A 17,551-nucleotide genomic window follows, 5' to 3' on the forward strand; every position below is an offset into this window, starting at 1 on the left:
ATTCCATCATCCTACCAATTTTCGCCGCGGATTCCGGCGCGGTTCGCCACGTTAGCCAATCGGCCAGGACTTTGCGCATCGGCCGTTCCCGATGCCCTTTGGCCTATTACTTACGCTGCCCGTTAGCGTCACGCCGCGATGCTATGCTGGCCACTTCCCGTCGACGAAAGGCAATGGCATGACGATGGTCGATCCGCATGCGCAGGCGCGCGCCGATGACACTCCGGAAGCACACAGCGAATACAGGCCGCCCGTCACTGAAAACGAGCTGCTGCTGAAGTGGATCCGCCGCGCGCGCGAATCGCAGAAGAGCCATTACGACATGGCCGATCTGCTCGCCGCGCGCAACCGCGGGTTCGGCATCGGCGTGACGGCGCTGTCCGCGGTGGTCGGCACGACGGTGTTTCTGTCGCTGGTAGTATCGGCGGATTCGGCTTTGGGGCGGCTCGTGGTCGGCCTGGTGAGCATTGCGGCGGCTGTGTCGGCGGCGTTGCAGACGTTTCTGCGCTATGCGGAGCGCGCCGAAGCGCATCGCGCGGCTGGGGCACGCTATGGCGCGGTGCGGCGTCGGCTGGAAGCGATCTATGCGGGCGATCCGGGCGCTCGCGACGGACGCTATATCAGCGAAGTGCGCGAGATTCTCGACCGTCTCGCGGAAGATTCGCCGAGCGTGCCGCCGCGCATGTTCCAGCGCACGCAGGAGACGTTGCGCGTCGCGGCGCTGCAAGGCCGCGACGGAAACCGCTGGGAATGAAGCACGTTTGATGGCGTGACAGTGCTGCCGATGCTCAGGCTCTAAGCTGTGCGCCGGACGCGTCGCCGCGTGCGGCGACGTGCGGCATCGGCGACGGAAGCCCGGACGGTTCGGCTGCATTGGCGAACTGGCGACAGACCTCTGCGGCACTGCCGCACGCGTGCAGCCGCTCGCGGAAATGCTGGTCGCAAAACCGCTGCGCGACATCGGCGAGCAGATTCAGGTGCATCGTGTTCGCGCCTTCGGGCACGAAGAGCGCAATGACGTCGGTGACAGGCTTCGCGTCGGGCGCGTCGAAATCGAGCGGGACGCGCGGGCGCACATAGAGAACCACCGCGTTGAACAGGCCCGCAATCTGGCTATGCGGAACGGCGACGCCTTGTCCCAGACCCGTCGAGCCGAGCGCCTCGCGCGTGTTCAGCCCTTCGATCACCTGAGCAGCCGGCACGCCATAGCGACGTTCGCAAAACGTGCCGAGCTGCGCGAAGAGTGCATCGCGATCCACGATGTCCGCGTCGAGCAGCACGTTGTCGGCGCTCAGCAGACGGTCGAGCGTGTCTGTCTCGTCGTCGCTGGTCTTGACGGAAGTTTTCGCGGGCCGCAACGCGCTCGCGGCCTGCGCCCACGACGTGGCGCGCAGCAGATCGCGCCAGCCGTCCGTCGGTGTATCGGGAATCTCGAACAGATGACCGAACTGCGCGGCAGGCGCGATACGCGTCACCTGCTGGATCGCGCCGTTCACGGCGTCTTTCGGCAGATACAGCGACAGCTGCACGCGATCGGTATGCGGCAGCGTCGCGATGCGGATGGTCCACGGCTGGCCCGCGCAATCGCGGGTGAGCGCGCGGCGCAATGGCGTGACGTGCTGCGCGTCGAGCGTCACGCGCATCATCACGCTGCGGCTCGCCGCGTGAGCCCGCGTGGCCGGTGCGTGATGTTGATGGATGCCGAAAATGGCGCGCAGAATCGCTCGAGTCTTCGTCATGCCCTTTCTCCAGACTGACATTAGGACTAGCGTAGCGCGATTCGCATTAAAACCGAATAAAAAAGCACTTTCGCCGAATGTGGGCTGTCGCACGCGGCACGACGCGGGAAAGGTGTTAAAGAACGCATGCTGCAGCGCCGCGTTCGCGCGCTGAAGGACACCCGTTGAAGGACATCGACACGATTCGCTCATCGCAGGAGACTCCGTTCATGCTGACGCTCTACTCGTACCCCGATCTGTTCGGCGTCGCCGACAACAACGCGTTCGGTCTGAAGGTCTACGCGTTCATGCGGCTGTGCGGGCTCGATTTCGAGCACCGGCATATTCTCGACACGTCGCACGCGCCGCGCGGCCAGTTGCCGTATCTGTCCGACGACGGCGAAACGGTCGGCGACAGCGACGCGATCATCGCGTATCTGAAGAACAAGTACGATCTGCGGATCGACGGCGCGCTGTCGCAAGGGCAACTGAATCTCGACTTTCTGGTGCGCCGCACACTCGACGATCTCTACTGGCCGATGAGCTATTCGCGCTGGCGCGACGAACGCTATTGGCCGGCGTTTCGCGATGCCGTGCTGCGCGAGCACACGGACGTCACCACGAGCGATCTCGAAGGCGCGCGCGAGTACAACCGGCAGCGCTATCACTATCAGGGCATCGGACGTTACGAGCCGGACCAGGTGTACGCGCGCGGGATCGGCGATCTGCGCGTCGTTGCCGATCTGCTCGGCGACAGCGGCTTCGTGTTCGGCCCGGAACCGGCGACCATCGATGCCGCCATCTACGGCTTTGTCGCGAACATTTACTTCTACGAGATCGACACGCCGCTGAAGGCGTTCGTGTTGTCGCGGCCCGAACTGGTCCGCCATTGCCTCGCGGTGCACGAGCGGATCGCGGCTTGAGAAAGACGGTGCAAGGAACTCCCGCGCGGCATTGGCTGTCATCGGATAGGATCGCCTTTCGCACGTAAGGCGATTGACGCACCGCTTTCGACATCACCTGCGGAAAAAACGCGGGCATCACCAGCGAACTCGATAACGAATCAAGCAAGGGAGAAACAATGACAATGTACCGCCGCCGATTCATCGCGATGACCACGGCCACGCTCGCCTCGGGCGGGCTGGCGCTTGCAGGCTGCACGACGACGGGGCCGTCGTCGGATGCGTCGCCCGAAGCGAACGCGGGCAAGCGCCAGTCGATCGACGCCGACGTCAACGCGACGCTCACGCGCCTCTTCAACGCGATCGGCGGTTCGCGCGAACTCGCCGACAAGGCGCGCGGCATTCTCGTGTTTCCGTCGGTGATCTCGGCGGGCTTCTGGTTCGGCGGACAGTACGGGCAGGGCGCATTGCGCGTCGGCGGGCAGACGTCGGGCTATTACAGCATCACGGCGGCGTCGTTCGGCTTGCAGATCGGCGCGCAGTCGAAGGCGATCATCATGCTGTTCATGACGGACGAAGCGCTCAGCAGCTTCACGCGCAGCCAGGGCTGGTCGGCGGGCGTCGATGCGACGGTGGCGCTCGTGAAGGTCGGCGCGAACGGCAACGTCGACACGTCGACGGCAATGAGTCCCGTCGAAGCGTTCGTGCTGACGAACGGCGGGCTGATGGCGGGCGTGTCGCTGGAAGGCTCGAAGATTTCCCGTCTGATCATCTGATTCCAGCGCAATAAAGCTTGCTCATTTGCCGCTAAGTCTCGCGTCGCATCATGCACTGCATGACATGACGCAACGACGGAGGCACTCGAAATGATCAAGCACATTCTGGTCGCGGTTGGCGCACACAGGGACGACTCGGTACTCAAGACGGCCATCGACAAGGCGCGCCAAACGGGCGCACGGCTCACTGCCGTGTATGTCGTCGACACGATGCCCTGGTGGGCGCTGGCAGGCGTCGAATACGGCTGTCTCGACACGCTGCAGATGGTCGAGGAACTCGAACGCACGGTGGAGCGCCGCTGCAACGAGACCTTCGAACTCGACGCGTGGGACATCGATACGCGTGCGATGACGGTTGCGCTGAAAGGCGGCGTGGGCCGCACGATCGCGCGCATCGCCGACGAACTCGACGCGGATCTGGTCGTCGTCGGCGCGGGACGCGGTCCGAAGTGGCGCTTCTGGGAAGAGCGGATGAGCGATGTGATCGCGCGTTGCACGCGGCGCTCGGTGCTGATCGCGACGTCGACGGTTGCACGTGAAGACAAGGCGGCAAGCGGCGACGCGCATCGCCACGCGCAAGGCCGCACGGGCGCGTCGGTTCACGCGCCGACGCTTTAAACCCGCTCCAAACCTTACACGCCGCCGATCAGCTTCAGCCCCGCCGGCAACGACTCGCCGAACACGCGACCGCTGTCGGCGTCATCGAGCGCGACGGTTTCGCGGACCATCTGAATCCACGCGGGCGCTGCGCCGAGCGTTTCGAGCCGGCGAATCACGGTGTCGCGAGCGTCGTCGGGCAGGTCGCGCGAACGGTCGCCCGTCATGCGCGACAACTGCACGGCGGCGAACGCGGCGGGCTCGACTTTTTTCCAGTCGAGCGCGAGCACGGCGTCGAGCCATTCCACCGCGACTTCGGGCGGCACGACGCCATGGGCGCTGCCATAGAATGGCAGACGCGCGCCGATCCGCCCGATCGCCCACCACGTCTGATGATTCTCAGAAGGCTTGCGCAAGCGCTCCAGCAACTGCTGAGCGAGCGCGATTTTGCGCTCAACAGAAATGCGCTCCAGCGACGCCTGCACGCGAATCATGTCCGCGTAACCGACCTTCGCGGGATCGAACGGCAGCTTCTGCTTCTTGATGCTCGCCGCCTGCAGAAACTCCATCGCGTCGAGCAACTGCAACTGCGCGTCCTCGTTCAGCCCGCCCGCCGCGCGACGCCACAGCGTCCACCATTCGGACCACACCTGGCTTTCGTGAATGTACTGGATGCCGTCGTCGAAGATCGACCACATCTGCTCGACGCGCCATTCGTCGAGCGGATAACCGAAACCCGGCCGCAGGCAATAGCCCGTCAGATTGAGCCACAGGCGTTCGTGATCGGCCGAACGGCGACGGCGTTTCGCGCGGTCCCACAACGCGCCGAACAGTTCGCGCAGCAGCGCGACGTCCCAATTGTCGCGCTGCCCGAGCGTGTGTTCGAGTTGCGCGCGCAGCCGCTTCACTTCGTTCGGCCCGACATTCGACGAACGCGCGCCGAACGAGCGCTCGATCAGTTCGATCGCGTGATCGAGTTGCGGGTGGCGTTTCGCCTGAGTGTCGTCAGCGTCCGAAGCCGACGCTTCGTCGCGGCGCAGTTCGAATTGCAGCAGCCAGCGTTGCGAAGGATCGTCGGTCGCGATGCAGTTCACTTCGAGCGTGCCGACTTCCGTGATCGACGTGGTGAGCCGAACGGCGCGCTCGTCGGCATCTGACGCGTGCTGACGCTGCACGACGGTCGCGATGGGCGGCAGACGCACGAAATCGCCTTGCGACAGATCGGTGAGTTCGCCGGGCGCGAAGCGCGTATCGGCGACCGTCGACATCAGGTGAAAACGCACCGGCTGTCCGAGCCGCAGCGCAAACACGCGCTCGTCGAGATGGACTTCATGCGCTTCTTCCGTGCCGCGCGGCAGCAGGCAGATGCCCTGATCGCCGTCGAGCACGAGGAAATAGCTGCGCGCCGAACCGCCGCCGATACGCGGCGCGTTGCCCGCGCGCGCAAGACCATACGCGACGGCGCCGCGCGCGACGGCGACATCGGGATGATCGTTCTGCAGCACATGCAGCGGCTTGCCGCGCCAGCCGCCGAGCGTATCGGCGAGCCGTTGCGTTAGCGCCTGCGCGCGGAACACGCCGCCGTTGAGCAGCAGCGTGTCGGGCACGGGCAGAATTTCTTCGCTGCCGCTTGCTTCCGTCGTGCCGAGCGCTTCGCGCGACTGCGCAGCGAGCCGCTTCAGAAACGCCGCGACGTGCCGCGTGACGGCGGCATCGCTCGCATACGGCAGGCCGAATTCGACGATCGCTGCGCGCGAGCGGCGCGGCAGATCGTCGGCGGAAACCTGCGGAAAGAAGCCATCGACGACGACCTGTTCGATCTCGTTGCGCGTCAGATGCGTGGTGCGCGCGCCGCCGATCAAGCGCGAACCCGCGCCGAGCAACGTGATCGCCACGGACTCGGGCGCGTTCGCGTCGAGCAACTGTTCCTTCGCGACGCGGCAACGTTCGACGAGTTGCGACAGGCTCGCCGCCGACAGCCGCGCCTGGCCGTCCTGCGATGCAGCCAGCCGAGTCTCGGCGAGGCGCGCGAGCGCGAGGTCCATGTTGTCGCCGCCGAGCATCAGATGATTGCCGACGCCGATACGCGTCAACTGCGGCTCGCCGCTTGTATCGAGTTGAACCTTGATCAGCGTGAGATCGGTCGTGCCGCCGCCGACGTCGCAGATCAGCACGAGCTTCGTGTCGGCGAGTTCCGCGCCGAGGCTCGCGCGATGATGGAACAGCCAGTCGTAGAACGCGGCCTGCGGCTCTTCGAGCAGCCGCAATTCGGTCAGCTTCGCGAGCCGCGCGGCTTCGAGCGTCAACGCGCGCGCGCCTTCGTCGAACGACGCGGGCACCGTGAGCACGACGTTCTGCTGTTCGAGCGGCGCATCGGGAAAGCGCGCGTTCCAGGCGGCGCGCACGTGCGCGAGGTAGCTCGCGCTCGCGGCGACGGGCGAGACTTTGGCAACGTCGTCGGGCGCACCCCACGGCAGGATCGGCGCAAGCCGGTCGACGGACGAATGCGACAGCCAGCTTTTCGCGCTCGTCACGAGGCGTCCCGGCACCTGCGCGCCGAGCGTGCGCGCAAGCTGGCCGATCACGGGCGTTGCTTCGGGGGATTTCTGGTCGGCGTGCGACCAGGGCAACAAAAGATCGCCCGGATTCAGCTCGCCCGCAGCCGGGTGGTAGCGCACGGACGGCAGCAGCGGCCGCGCGCCGATTTCGCCGGGCGCGACCAGCTGTTCGACATCGAACACGCGGATATCGTCCGAGCCGTTTTCGACATACGCGACGACCGTATTGCTCGTGCCGAGGTCGATGCCGACCGTGTAGCGGCTCGCTGGCCGCCGTGGTTCGCCTTTCAGCTTGCCCTTCATCGAAGCCTTGCGGGTCAGCCTTGCGCGCTGCCGCGCACGTCGAACTCGACTTTCCAGCGCTCGTTCGTGCCGCGCGGAATCGCTTCGAGTTCGAGCGTGCCCGCTTCCGTCACGCGCGCGTGCAGCTTGACGGGCACGACTTCGCCGACGGTGCGGCCTTCGGCGGGCAGCGTCGCCTGGATTTCTTCGAGTTCCTGCAGTTCGTCGGGCGACCAGTAATCGAGCATCGTGCCGACCTGATCGAGCCGTCGCACCGACGAACCGAAGAAACGGAAATGCACCGGCTCACCGACGACAAGGCCGAACTCCTGTTCCGGCAGCGGCGCATCGGTGCCTTCTTCCATGCCGAACGGCGCGACGCACAGCGCGGAAATGGGCGGCTCCATGCCGGGCACGGCGGGCATCGCCGATTCGATCGCCACGTAGTACGCGCGCGCCGTGCCGCCGCGAATCCGCACGCCGCGGCCGCGCTTCACGTAGCCGTAGTAAGCGGCGCCGCGCGCGACCGCGAGGTCGAGGTCCGCGCCTTCGAGCAGACGCGCCGGTTCGCCGCCATCGGTTGCGAGCCAGCTATTGAGCGTCGACATGATGCGCTCGACGAGCAGCGGCGACTTGAACACGCCTCCGTTGAACAGCACGGCTGTCGGATGCAGGAACGTCGTGTTCGCCTGGAGCGGCTGGCCGGACCCCTGCATGCCTTGCAGTTCGGCGAGCGCCGCGACCTGACGGCCGAGAAACGCGGCCAGATGGCGCGTGATGCCCGCGTCCTGCGCATACGGCAGACCGAGTTGCGTGAGACCGGCGCGCGTGCGGACGACGGGGCGCGCGGCTGCGTCGACTTGCGGGAAAAAACCTTCGAGAATGGTCTGCGTAAGTTCGGCGCGCGTCAGTTCAGTGCGGATCGAGCCGCCGATCAGCTTCGAGCCACGGCTCGGCACGACGAGCGGCACGGTATCCGTCGACGGATCGGACAGCAGCGTTTCCTTCGCGCCGCGGCAGGCGTAGGTGAGGGCGCGCAACTGCCACGGATCGGCCTGCGTGCCTTGCGACGCCAGCTTGCGCGCGACGACGTGCGCGAGCGCGAGGTCCATGTTGTCGCCGCCGAGCAGAATGTGTTCGCCGACCGCGACGCGATGCAGTTCGAGATTGCCTTCGCGCTCGATCACCGCGATCAGCGAGAGGTCGGTCGTGCCGCCGCCCACGTCGACGACGAGAATGATGTCGCCGAGCTTGACCTGCTTGCGCCAGCCGCCCGTGCTCTTCTGGATCCAGCTATACAGCGCGGCCTGCGGTTCTTCGAGCAGCGTCATCTGACCGTAGCCGGCGGCGTTCGCGGCTTCCGCCGTGAGTTCGCGCGCGGCGGGATCGAACGACGCGGGAATCGTCACCGTGATTTCCTGCTGATCGAACGGCGCGTCGGGATGCGCGTGGTTCCACGCTTCGCGCAGGTGCGTCAGATAGCGCACCGAGCTTTCGAGCGGCGACACGCGCGTGACTTCGGGCGGCGCGTCGCTCGGCAGAATGGCCGCGCGACGGTCGACGCCGGGATGGCACAGCCAGCTTTTCGCGCTCGACACAAGCCGGATCGGCGTGCCCGCGCCCCGCGTGCGCGCCATTTCGCCGACGACGAACGTGCGTTCGCCCGTCCACGGCAGCGCGAGATCGCCTGCCGTCAGCTCGCTTTCGTGCGGCAGATAGAGAAACGACGGCAGCAGATCGAGGTCTTCGAGCGCGCCGGGCGCTGTCAGTTGCGTAACGGGCATCACCTGCTGCTCGGTTTTCTCGCCGTCGCTCGCAGTGAGGTCGACGTAGGACAGCGCGCAGTGCGTCGTGCCCAGATCGATGCCGATCGAATAGCGCGCGTCGCTCATAGCTCCACCTCCGCAGGCGCGAGCACGGTGGCGTCGTGGCTCGGCGTGAGCTTCGGCAGACGCACCTCGGCGACGCGCCAGCCGCGATGGCTGATGCTGCCCGAAAACGGCGCCTTGCCGACGACGTTGCCCGTCAGACGGATGGCCGTCGCGTCGAAACCTTCGTTGATCGTGACGCGGCTGCCTTCGGCTTCGTCGCGCACCGGCTTGATCGTGAAGTGCTCGCGCAGCGTTGTACGGCAGCCTTCATGGACGAGGCGCGCGGCCGCGCCGATGTCGGCGTCCGAATACTTCGCGATGTCTTCTTCGACGAAATCGATGAAACGTGCATCGCGCTGAAGCAGGCCGAGCAGTTGCAGCGCGGCTTCGGGCGTGGCTTCCTTGATGACGACGGGCGCGGGTGCCGGCGCGGGCTTAGCTACAGGTGCGGCGGCGGGCGCCGGTGCTGGAGCGGGTGCCGGCGAAGGCGCCGGAGAGGGCGCGGCCCCGCTGCGCAGGCGCAGCACGCTCGCGGCGAAGTCGCGATCGCCCAGAATGCTGAAAAACGTGCCGAAGGCAAGCGACAGCCTGCCCAGCAACGAAACGTTCGGTTCGGTCATGAAAGATCGCTCCTGATTCTTTGGATACTGCCGCGCCGCGCGTGTATCGCGCGGCCGCGTGGGATTCTGCCGTTCGGGACGGATGCGCCTGGCGCTCCCAAATGGGGTTGCCAGCGGGGCTGCCGTCATCCGTCAAAACCCGTATTTTGCCTTGTTGTGAGCCATCGCCGGTTCAGAGTCTGGTTCTGAGTCTGATTCCTGCGCAAGATTGGCGGCCGGATTTTACGTCCTCAAGTAAGAATCAGCGGCATGGCGCTGTCATTTTTTTCGGCGAGGATAATGGTTCTCCCGCGTGCGAACGATGCGCGCCGGGTTTGCCACGCTGCACCTTCAACCGATTGTCCGGAGGAAAGCCATGAGCATTTTCAGCACCATCCTCAGCAAGATCTTCCCGTCGAGCCATCCTGCCGTGCAGGCCGCGGCGCAGCCCGATGCGGCGCCAGCCGCGGATGCCGCGCCGGCGGAAGCGCCGGCTGACGCCGCGCCTGCCGCTGCATCGGCGGAGCCCGTCGATGTCGAGGCGATTCTGACGTCGCTTGCCGACCAGAATTCCGAGAAGCTGAACTGGCGCACGTCGATCGTCGATCTGATGAAACTGCTGGGGCTCGACAGCAGCCTCGCCGCGCGCAAGCAGCTCGCGGAGGAACTGCACTACAGCGGCGACACCAGCGATTCCGCGTCGATGAACATCTGGCTGCACAAGCAGGTGATGACGAAACTGGCCGAGAACGGCGGCAAGGTGCCGGACGATCTGAAGAACTGAGGCGTCGGTTCTTTCCTTGCGGCAGCACGCGTAGAGCCGTGGGTATGCGACTTGCGACGGCGCGAGCACCATGAAACTCGCCACGTTCAATATCAACGGCATCCGCTCGCGTCTGCCCGCCTTGCTTGCCTGGCTCGAGCGGGAAGCGCCCGATGTCGTGTGCCTTCAGGAGTTGAAGGCGCCCGACTCGGGCTTCCCGGAAGCCGACATCAACCGCGCCGGCTATGGCGCGATCCGGCATGGACAGGTGTCGTGGAACGGCGTCGCGATTCTCGCCAAAGACGCGCAGCCGGTCGAAACCCGGCGCGGTCTGCCCGGCGATCCCGACGATACGCATAGCCGTTACATCGAGGCCGCCGTCAATGGCGTGCTGGTCGGCTGCCTGTATCTGCCGAACGGCAATCCGCAGCCGGGTCCGAAGTTCGACTACAAGCTCGCGTGGTTCGAGCGGCTGATCGCCTATGCGAAACAACTGCTCGACAGCGGTCATCCCGTCGTGCTGGCGGGCGATTACAACGTCGTGCCTACCGATTTCGATATCTACAATCCGCGCTCGTGGCTCAAGGACGCGTTGCTGCAACCAGAAAGCCGTGCGTGCTATGCGCGGCTGCTCGAACAAGGCTGGACGGATGCGTTGCGCACGCGCTTTCCCGACGAGCAGGTCTACACGTTCTGGGATTATTTCCGGCAGCACTGGGAGCGCAATTCGGGTTTGCGTATCGACCATCTGCTGTTGAACAAGCCCGTCGCGGCCATGATGCGCGACGCGGGCGTCGACCGATGGGTGAGAGGCGAGCCGCATGCAAGCGATCATGCGCCGGCCTGGGTCGTGCTCGATCTCGAAGGCGCCGCGGATAGCACGAAGAAAACTGCAGTGAAGAAAACTGCGTTGGGGAGCACGGCGGCTGCAAAAAAGAGCACTGCGCGATCGACGCAGGCCACGCCTTCAAAGAAGAAAACCGGAAAATAACTTCACGTCCGGTCCAACGCCTCAGCAACGCTCATTCGTGAAACATCGGCAACACGTCGGAGGCCAGTTCTTCCATCACCTCGCGCACGGGCCGCTCCGAACCCAGATTCAGCGTCACATGATGCGTGCCCGTTTCGCGCATCTCGTCGAACAGCGCGAGCAACGCATGCCGTCCCGCGCGATAACCGAGCGATAGCGGCGTCGCCGGCTCGTGCGGATCGTCGCTCAGATCGAGCCGCATCGCGACGCCGAACGCGCGAAACGCAGGCGTCGGCAGACGATCGACGGCTGCGCGCCACATGCTGTGTCGCGAGCGTTGCGTTTCCGGTTCGCGGTGATAGGTCATCCAGCCGATCGAATGCCGTGCGATCCAGTCGACGCTCTGACCGCCCGACCCGACAGCGAGCATCGGCACAGGCGAGGGTGGCTGTGGCAGCAGCATGAATTCCGGTGCACCTTCGGGCCGCCGGTCCGGTATCACTTGCGGCACTTCACCCAGTGCAGCCGCAACCGTCTCCCAATGCATGCGATACAGTTCGCGCCGCTCTTCTGCATCGCGTCCGAACGCGGCGTACTCGGGTGGCCGGTCGCCCGAACCGAGGCCCAGGATGAAGCGGCCATTCGACAGCGTCTGCACAGAACCCGCACCCTTCGCAATATGCATTGGATGTCGCAGCGTCAGCACGATCGCGCCGCTCGCGAGTGCAATCTGGTGCGTATGCGATGCAAGCGCACCGAGCAGCACCCAGGGGTCGAGATGCCCGACGGGGTCCGGATAGTCGGCACTATTCAGCGGCACGTCGCGCACCCACAGCGCGCGAAAGCCGAGCGTATCGGCGAGTGCGGCGAGCGCGACCTGCTCGCGAAAGTCCGCGACGATCGTGCCCGCACGCAGCAGCGGCAGTGTCAGCCCGATCGACAGACGCCCTTCAGAAAATACCCGGCGACGGATGGTGAAGTCGGCAGTGGTCATCGGCGGTGCGCCGCGTTACGCGATGCCATGCGCAGGCGGCAATTGGGAGGAAACCGATCCTAGCATCGCACGGCGAATCCCACCGACGAGTGGGCGAAGTAACCCTGAAACCCGCATGGACAAAGGCTTGCGCGCGTGCCAGCAGGATTTTCCCATTGTTCGAAATTTGGGAACTGTGATTTCAGTCTATGAGCATAGAAATTCGATAGGTCTCGTCTACACTGACTCTCAATCGACGCCGCACCAAAACATCGGTTGCGACGCTTCCCTGATTCGACATTCTCTGGAGTTTCATCATGAAGACCCGTCTTATCGCAGCCTTGCTCGTCGCCGTGTCCGCCGCTGTTGCCGCTCCCGCCTTCGCTTCGGGTTATGGCCCGGCACCTTTCTATCGTCCGTCCGTCGGCGCCCCCGCATCGCAACGCGGCGTCAGCGCGCAGACGGTTGCCGCCGAGCACAACGCTGCGACTGCTAATGCAAACGATGCCGTCGGTGGCGTGATCGGAGCATCGTCGGAGTCGGGCGGCCGTCAACCGGCGCAAGACGCTCGCGACGTCAACGTGTTCAAGGGTCATTGATCCCTGCGCGCGGCAGGCCGATTTTTTGCCGCGCGAATGAATGTGGCAGGAGTTGAACCCATGAGAGCATTTTTCGAAGGACTGGTGTTGCTGGTGGCAGTAGTCGTGTACTTTCTGCCCGCCATCGTCGCCGACGCACGTGAGCGCGAAGACGCGTTCGCACTGACCATCTTCAACGTGCTGTTCGGCTGGACGGTGATCGGCTGGATTGCGGCGTTCGTGTGGGCGCGGCATCGCGTGAGCGACAAGCGCCTTGCGAATCTGGCGACGAACACGCGTCGATCGCTGGGACGCGTGACGATTGCGAAGATCGTTGCACGCTCGCGCCGGGTGCGCGCGGCGCGGCGTCAGTCGACACTATCCGCGTAAGAAAGGGTTGATTCGTTTCGATGAAGCCGCCGGTCTGTAAAAGGCCGGCGGTTTTGTTCTGGATTTCGGTTTATACGGACGACGAAGCAATCAAGGCGAAAGTGCGGCGAGGTCTGAAACCGGATTACCACAACGCCGTCGTCCATCCTCGAAGGCGCACGTCGTGCAACGCTTCGCGCAGATTCTGCACGAACGCATCGGCGCGCTGATAACGGCTCTGCACACGCGGATCGTAGGTGCGCGTCAATGCGAGCACATCGACGATACCTCGCGTCGATACGCTCGTGTCGAGATCGGAAATATCGGTGACTTTGGCCCACGTGCAGCGCGTGATTTCGTTGCTGGCGATGGGCGTTTGCTGTTCGTCGACGTGAGCCGCGAACACGTGATGGCAGGTCCGCGTGCCCGCGAATTCGAACAGATACTGCATGCCGATCGCCTGAAGACGCGTTTCTTCCATCAGCTCGCGCACGGCGGCGGCTTCGAAGGTCTCGCCGGCGTCGGGTTTGCCGCCCGGCAACGACCAGCGCGAATTCGCCTTGCCGACCAGCAGAATGCGCGTGCCCATCCGGCACACGACAGTCGCACGTTGCTTCACAGTGTCTCTTCCATGTAGGGACGCGAAGGCAGGGTGAGCACGCCGCATGCCGCACGATCCAGTAGCGCTCTCAGTCGCCATACACCCATATTGTCCGCCGATGTTGGGTACGCGGCGTGACATCTTGATGACAGCGCACACGAAAATTGACCCAACGTTGTCATCTGCATCGGAGAACCTTGAACGCGACCACGCGCCGCCACGCATCACGTCATGCATTGGATGTGTTTCATGCGTCGTGAATGCGAATACGGCGGCGTGCCTGCAACGGCCGGTCGAAGCGACCGGCGAGCGTCGAGGTGAATCGATGAATCCACTGTCCACGCAGCACAATTTTCAGAGCCTGTCGTTGAAGGATCTGCTCGAAGCACGCGATCTGTATCACTGGCATCTGACGAACAAGGCGAATGTCGTCGGCACGGCTGTCGGCCTGTATCTGATTCGCAGCGACGAACCGTGGCCCGATCAGAAGCCGCGCGCGAACGGTCGCGCACGGACAAGCGCGGAAGGCAAGGGCATTCGCACGTTCGGTAACTCGGAAGTGCGTCCGTATTCATGGCCCGCCGTGATCGTGCTGGTGCGCGACTGGGTCGACGCAACCGAGTTCGGTCATGGCAAGGTCGATCCCGATCACATGGTGCCGCGCACGCTTTATATGCCCGATGGGCGCGCCGTGCCCGTCTGCGTGGTCGCTGTCGAACCGACGGAAGCGGCCACGCACGCGCCCGCGGATGCACGCTGGCCTTCAACGTATATCGGCGGCGGCTGTCCGTTGATCGCGGATACGCAGGGCATCGAGCGGACGGCGAGCGTCGGCTGTCTCGTGACGGACGGCCATACGACTTACGCGCTCACGAACCGGCATGTCTGCGGTGAACCCGGTTCGCCCGTGAAGGCGCTGTTGCGCGGCGCAGTCGAGGAAGTCGGCATCGCGTCGGATCGGCAACTGACGCGCGAGCCGTTCACGTCGGTGTTCCCCGAGTTCGCAGGCAGCCGCAGCTATCTCACGCTCGATGTCGGGCTCGTCGAAGTGCACGACGCGAACGACTGGTCGAGCCAGCCGTTCGGCATCGAAGGCAGCATCGAGCCTGTCGCCGACATCAACGAACTGAGCCTCAGCCTGCAACTGATCGATCAGCCCGTTACAGCGTTCGGCAGTGCATCGGGTGCGCTCGACGGCATGATTAAAGCGCTCTTCTACCGGCACAAGTCGCAGGCGGGCTACGACTATATTTCGCAGTTTCTGATCGCGCCCGCGAATGGCTCTGCGCAGACGCAGCCCGGCGATTCGGGCACGCTGTGGTATCTCGTGGCGCCCGCGAATGCACAAAGCGATGACGAAGAGAATCACGCAACGTCGTCACGTAACGGCAAAAAGACCGATAAACAGACTGGCGAGCGCCGTCTCTATCCGCTCGCAGTCGAATGGGGCGGCCAGGCGCTCGCGAGCGACGACGGCCAACGTCTGAACTATGCGCTCGCAACGGGTCTGAGCACGGCCTGCCAGCTGCTCGACGTGGACCTCGTGCGTGCACAGAACGTCGGCGCGAATCCGTACTGGGGACAAACGGGGCACTACAGCATCGCGACAGCGGCGATCGAGTCCGTCAAACAAGGCCCTTTGCGCGATTTCCTCGAAGCGAACGTCGAGCGCATCAGCTTCCGTCCGAACGAACTGACGCCGGAGCAGATTCGCGAGAAGCTCGCGCGCGGCGATTTCGTCGAACTCGCCGACGTGCCCGATCTCGTGTGGAAAAAGACGCCGAGCCGCGTGCCGGGCGGCCGCGACTATGCGCAGAACGCCGGGCCCGAGCATCCGAATCACTACGCGGATATCGATCAGCCCGACGGCGACGGCAAGACGCTGCGCGACGTGACGCTCGACAACATCGCCAATATGAGCGTCGCCGTATGGTCGAAGTGGTACGCGGACGAAGGCGTGACGGATGCGCGCTCCGAAGGGCTGTTGCCGTTCCGCGTGTGGCAGATTTTCGACGAGATGGTCACGCAGCTGAAAAAGCGCAACGACACGAAATTCCTCTGTGCAGCAGGCGTGCTCGCGCATTACGTCGGCGACGCGTGTCAGCCCTTGCATGGTTCGTATCATGCGGACGGCTACAAGGATGCGCCCGACGCGACGCCGAAGAAATGGCCGGGCAAGGGCGTGCATTCGACCTACGAAGACAAGATGGTCGACCGTCACTCGGATGAACTGTTGCCGCAGATCGGACCGCAGGCGAAAGCGTTCGACGGCGAGATTCCGAAGATCGGCGATGGCCGCGACGCCGCGTTCGCGACGGTCACGCTGATGGCCGAAGCTGCGAAGATTCTGCCGCCGTCTACGCTGATCGACGAGTACATCCGTCTGGGCGGCGGCAGTTCGGCGCGCGTCGTCGACGGTCTGTGGGCTGCGTTCGGCGAAGACACGGCGAAGCTGATGGGCGCTGGCGCGCGTTATCTCGCGGCGATGTGGGAAGCCGCGTACGCCGTCGCCGATACGTCGCTGCCCGCAGGCGAGCGCGAAATCAGCGAACACGCGCTCGCGAAGGTGTATCAGGACAAGACGTTTCTGCCTTCACTGACGCTCGACAAGATCGGGCCGGTGATCGGTTAATGAGCGGCTGATAAAGCGATCGTAGAAGGCTAGGCCGACGCGAGCTTTTTGCTTTGCCTCGTCATGCCTTCGAAAATCGCCGATGCGAGATCTTGCGGAAAGTCTCCGGGTAGCTGCGCGGCCACGGTGTCGATGACGTGCTGCGTGGCGCCCGTCACGGAGGCGATCAGTTCGTCGACGGTATCGCGTGGCAAGCCGACCTGTTGACCTTGTGCGAGCCAATGCCGTCGCAGTATCTGACCGATCAGATAATGATTGCTCGTGCCGCGCACGGCCATCGCCATCTTCGCTTTCTGCATCGGCACGCGGTTCGCGCCGCGCCCGATGATGGGATGCGCGGACAGCACATCGTAAAGCGGCGTCGCGCGATAGCGGTTGCCGGGTAAATGCGCGATGCTGAAGTTCTTCGCGTGGCCATCCGTTGCAGCGAGGAGCCAGAAGATCAGTTGCGCTCTGAAGAAGCGCGCGCTGTCTTCGGCGGCATCGACGGAACCGGCCAGAACGTGCATCACGGCATCGATTCCGGGCCCGCCGTCGGCCTGATATTTCGCAATGGGCGGCGTGCCTGTGGCCTGACACATGTCCTCTTGCGGCAGACGCACGATCCACATCGCGTCGCTCGACAGCCTGCGATCGAAGCGTTCGACGACGAGCGCTTTTTGATCGCCGAAATGCCCGATCTCGCACGCGGCGATGGGCAGTCCGTACGCCGCGACGATCCGCGAACAGAGCCATTCGTTTTCCACCGACGTGCGCATGTCGGCCTGCATATTGCCGACGAGGCCGAGCGGAAGCTTGAGGATATGCGTGGTCGGCGTGCTGCCCGCGGGCAGCACCCAGCGGCCCTTGTGCCGCAGCAGCGCGGTTTTCTCCTGCGCGCCCGCGATGGACAGCCGCAGATCGGCGGCCTGATCGCGCTGGCCGAGCGGGGCCGCCGATGTCGTGTCGCGCAGCAGGCGCCCGATGTCGCTCGCCGTCAGCGTGTCGCCGCCGATGCGGTACAGGTCGGTCGGCGCCTCGCCCGGCGGCAGCAGCTGGATCGCGCCGACGCAGTCGCGTCCGAGCGCGGCGAGCAGGTCGAACGGCGCCGTGCCGCCCGTCTTGTAGCGCTGCGCCATTCTGCGGCGAATCGGCTCGCTGTCCGGCAGCAGATTGTCGAAGAACGCGGACACGACGGCTCCACGGTACGGCTGGTTGCCCGGCGTGAAGGGCAGCGACAGCGACAGCGGACGCCCCTGTTCGTCGCCGATCCAGCCGTCGAAGTAAACGAGAAGCTCGCCGCCGCTGGACTTTTCCCAGTAGCCGACGGCGATACCGTTCATCCACAGGTCGAGACGTTGAGTCTGTGAGCGGCGCCCCATG

Annotated in this window: 16 protein-coding genes; 9 read left to right on the forward strand and 7 right to left on the reverse strand. The window is 64.7% G+C overall.

Annotation, left to right across the window (positions count from 1 at the left end; translation table 11 throughout):
• The first annotated feature begins 184 nt into the window (after window positions 1–184).
• Complete coding sequence (locus QEN71_RS08975) at window positions 185–754, forward strand: SLATT domain-containing protein (RefSeq protein ID WP_233471989.1); 570 nt, start codon at window positions 185–187, stop codon at window positions 752–754.
• A gap of 34 nt (window positions 755–788) precedes the next feature.
• Here the strand turns inward: QEN71_RS08975 and QEN71_RS08980 are convergent, their stop codons facing one another.
• Window positions 789–1,739, reverse strand: a complete 951-nt coding sequence (locus QEN71_RS08980) for a PTS sugar transporter subunit IIA (RefSeq protein ID WP_201654461.1) — start codon at window positions 1,737–1,739, stop codon at window positions 789–791.
• A 209-nt stretch (window positions 1,740–1,948) separates the two neighbouring features.
• Between QEN71_RS08980 and QEN71_RS08985 the strand changes: the two genes are divergently transcribed.
• The 3 genes from QEN71_RS08985 to QEN71_RS08995 all read left to right on the forward strand — a co-directional run bounded on the left by QEN71_RS08985 (window position 1,949) and on the right by QEN71_RS08995 (window position 4,014).
• Complete coding sequence (locus tag QEN71_RS08985) at window positions 1,949–2,641, forward strand: glutathione S-transferase C-terminal domain-containing protein (protein WP_201654458.1); 693 nt, start codon at window positions 1,949–1,951, stop codon at window positions 2,639–2,641.
• Between the two features lie 164 nt (window positions 2,642–2,805).
• Window positions 2,806–3,396 (forward strand): BPSL1445 family SYLF domain-containing lipoprotein, encoded by a 591-nt coding sequence (locus QEN71_RS08990; RefSeq protein ID WP_201654803.1) that lies wholly within the window; start codon window positions 2,806–2,808, stop codon window positions 3,394–3,396.
• A 90-nt stretch (window positions 3,397–3,486) separates the two neighbouring features.
• On the forward strand, window positions 3,487–4,014 hold the full coding sequence (locus QEN71_RS08995) for a universal stress protein (RefSeq protein WP_201654455.1): 528 nt from the start codon (window positions 3,487–3,489) through the stop codon (window positions 4,012–4,014).
• 14 nt (window positions 4,015–4,028) lie between these two features.
• On the opposite strand, the gene QEN71_RS09000 is transcribed toward QEN71_RS08995, so the two are convergent.
• Genes QEN71_RS09000 through QEN71_RS09010 form a run of 3 tightly spaced genes read right to left on the reverse strand, consistent with a single transcriptional unit; the run spans window position 4,029 to window position 9,324 of the window.
• Window positions 4,029–6,854 (reverse strand): Hsp70 family protein, encoded by a 2,826-nt coding sequence (locus tag QEN71_RS09000; RefSeq protein WP_201654452.1) that lies wholly within the window; start codon window positions 6,852–6,854, stop codon window positions 4,029–4,031.
• Between the two features lie 14 nt (window positions 6,855–6,868).
• Window positions 6,869–8,725: an Hsp70 family protein gene (locus tag QEN71_RS09005; RefSeq protein ID WP_201654449.1), complete on the reverse strand. Its 1,857-nt coding sequence runs from the start codon at window positions 8,723–8,725 to the stop codon at window positions 6,869–6,871.
• Window positions 8,722–9,324, reverse strand: coding sequence for a DUF2760 domain-containing protein (locus QEN71_RS09010; protein ID WP_201654447.1), 603 nt, complete (start codon window positions 9,322–9,324; stop codon window positions 8,722–8,724). Before QEN71_RS09010 ends, QEN71_RS09005 begins: the two co-directional genes overlap by 4 nt.
• A 355-nt stretch (window positions 9,325–9,679) precedes the next feature.
• Here QEN71_RS09010 and QEN71_RS09015 point away from each other — a divergent pair, with 355 nt between their 5' ends.
• A complete protein-coding gene (locus QEN71_RS09015; RefSeq protein WP_201654444.1) occupies window positions 9,680–10,087 on the forward strand; it encodes a DUF3597 domain-containing protein in 408 nt (135 codons plus the stop codon).
• A 70-nt stretch (window positions 10,088–10,157) separates the two neighbouring features.
• Complete coding sequence (gene xth, locus QEN71_RS09020; RefSeq protein ID WP_201654441.1) at window positions 10,158–11,057, forward strand: exodeoxyribonuclease III; 900 nt, start codon at window positions 10,158–10,160, stop codon at window positions 11,055–11,057.
• A gap of 31 nt (window positions 11,058–11,088) precedes the next feature.
• Here the strand turns inward: xth and QEN71_RS09025 are convergent, their stop codons facing one another.
• Window positions 11,089–12,030: an LLM class oxidoreductase gene (locus QEN71_RS09025; protein WP_201654438.1), complete on the reverse strand. Its 942-nt coding sequence runs from the start codon at window positions 12,028–12,030 to the stop codon at window positions 11,089–11,091.
• Window positions 12,031–12,326: 296 nt separating this feature from the next.
• Between QEN71_RS09025 and QEN71_RS09030 the strand changes: the two genes are divergently transcribed.
• Together QEN71_RS09030 and QEN71_RS09035 are read left to right on the forward strand one after the other, a co-directional pair.
• Window positions 12,327–12,608, forward strand: coding sequence for a hypothetical protein (locus QEN71_RS09030; RefSeq protein WP_201654435.1), 282 nt, complete (start codon window positions 12,327–12,329; stop codon window positions 12,606–12,608).
• 60 nt (window positions 12,609–12,668) lie between these two features.
• Window positions 12,669–12,977, forward strand: coding sequence for a superinfection immunity protein (locus QEN71_RS09035; protein WP_201654432.1), 309 nt, complete (start codon window positions 12,669–12,671; stop codon window positions 12,975–12,977).
• Between the two features lie 124 nt (window positions 12,978–13,101).
• Here the strand turns inward: QEN71_RS09035 and QEN71_RS09040 are convergent, their stop codons facing one another.
• Window positions 13,102–13,575 carry an NUDIX hydrolase gene (locus tag QEN71_RS09040; protein WP_233471984.1) on the reverse strand — a complete coding sequence of 158 codons (474 nt, stop codon included), beginning with the start codon at window positions 13,573–13,575 and terminating at the stop codon, window positions 13,102–13,104.
• Between the two features lie 307 nt (window positions 13,576–13,882).
• On the opposite strand from QEN71_RS09040, the gene QEN71_RS09045 reads away from it, so the two are divergent.
• Window positions 13,883–16,189, forward strand: a complete 2,307-nt coding sequence (locus QEN71_RS09045; RefSeq protein WP_201654429.1) for a phospholipase C/P1 nuclease family protein — start codon at window positions 13,883–13,885, stop codon at window positions 16,187–16,189.
• Between the two features lie 29 nt (window positions 16,190–16,218).
• On the opposite strand, the gene QEN71_RS09050 is transcribed toward QEN71_RS09045, so the two are convergent.
• Complete coding sequence (locus QEN71_RS09050; RefSeq protein WP_201654426.1) at window positions 16,219–17,550, reverse strand: type II toxin-antitoxin system HipA family toxin; 1,332 nt, start codon at window positions 17,548–17,550, stop codon at window positions 16,219–16,221.
• Between the last annotated feature and the right edge of the window lies 1 nt (window position 17,551).

This window comes from Paraburkholderia sabiae (genome assembly GCF_030412785.1).
Classification (GTDB): Bacteria; Pseudomonadota; Gammaproteobacteria; order Burkholderiales; family Burkholderiaceae; genus Paraburkholderia; species Paraburkholderia sabiae.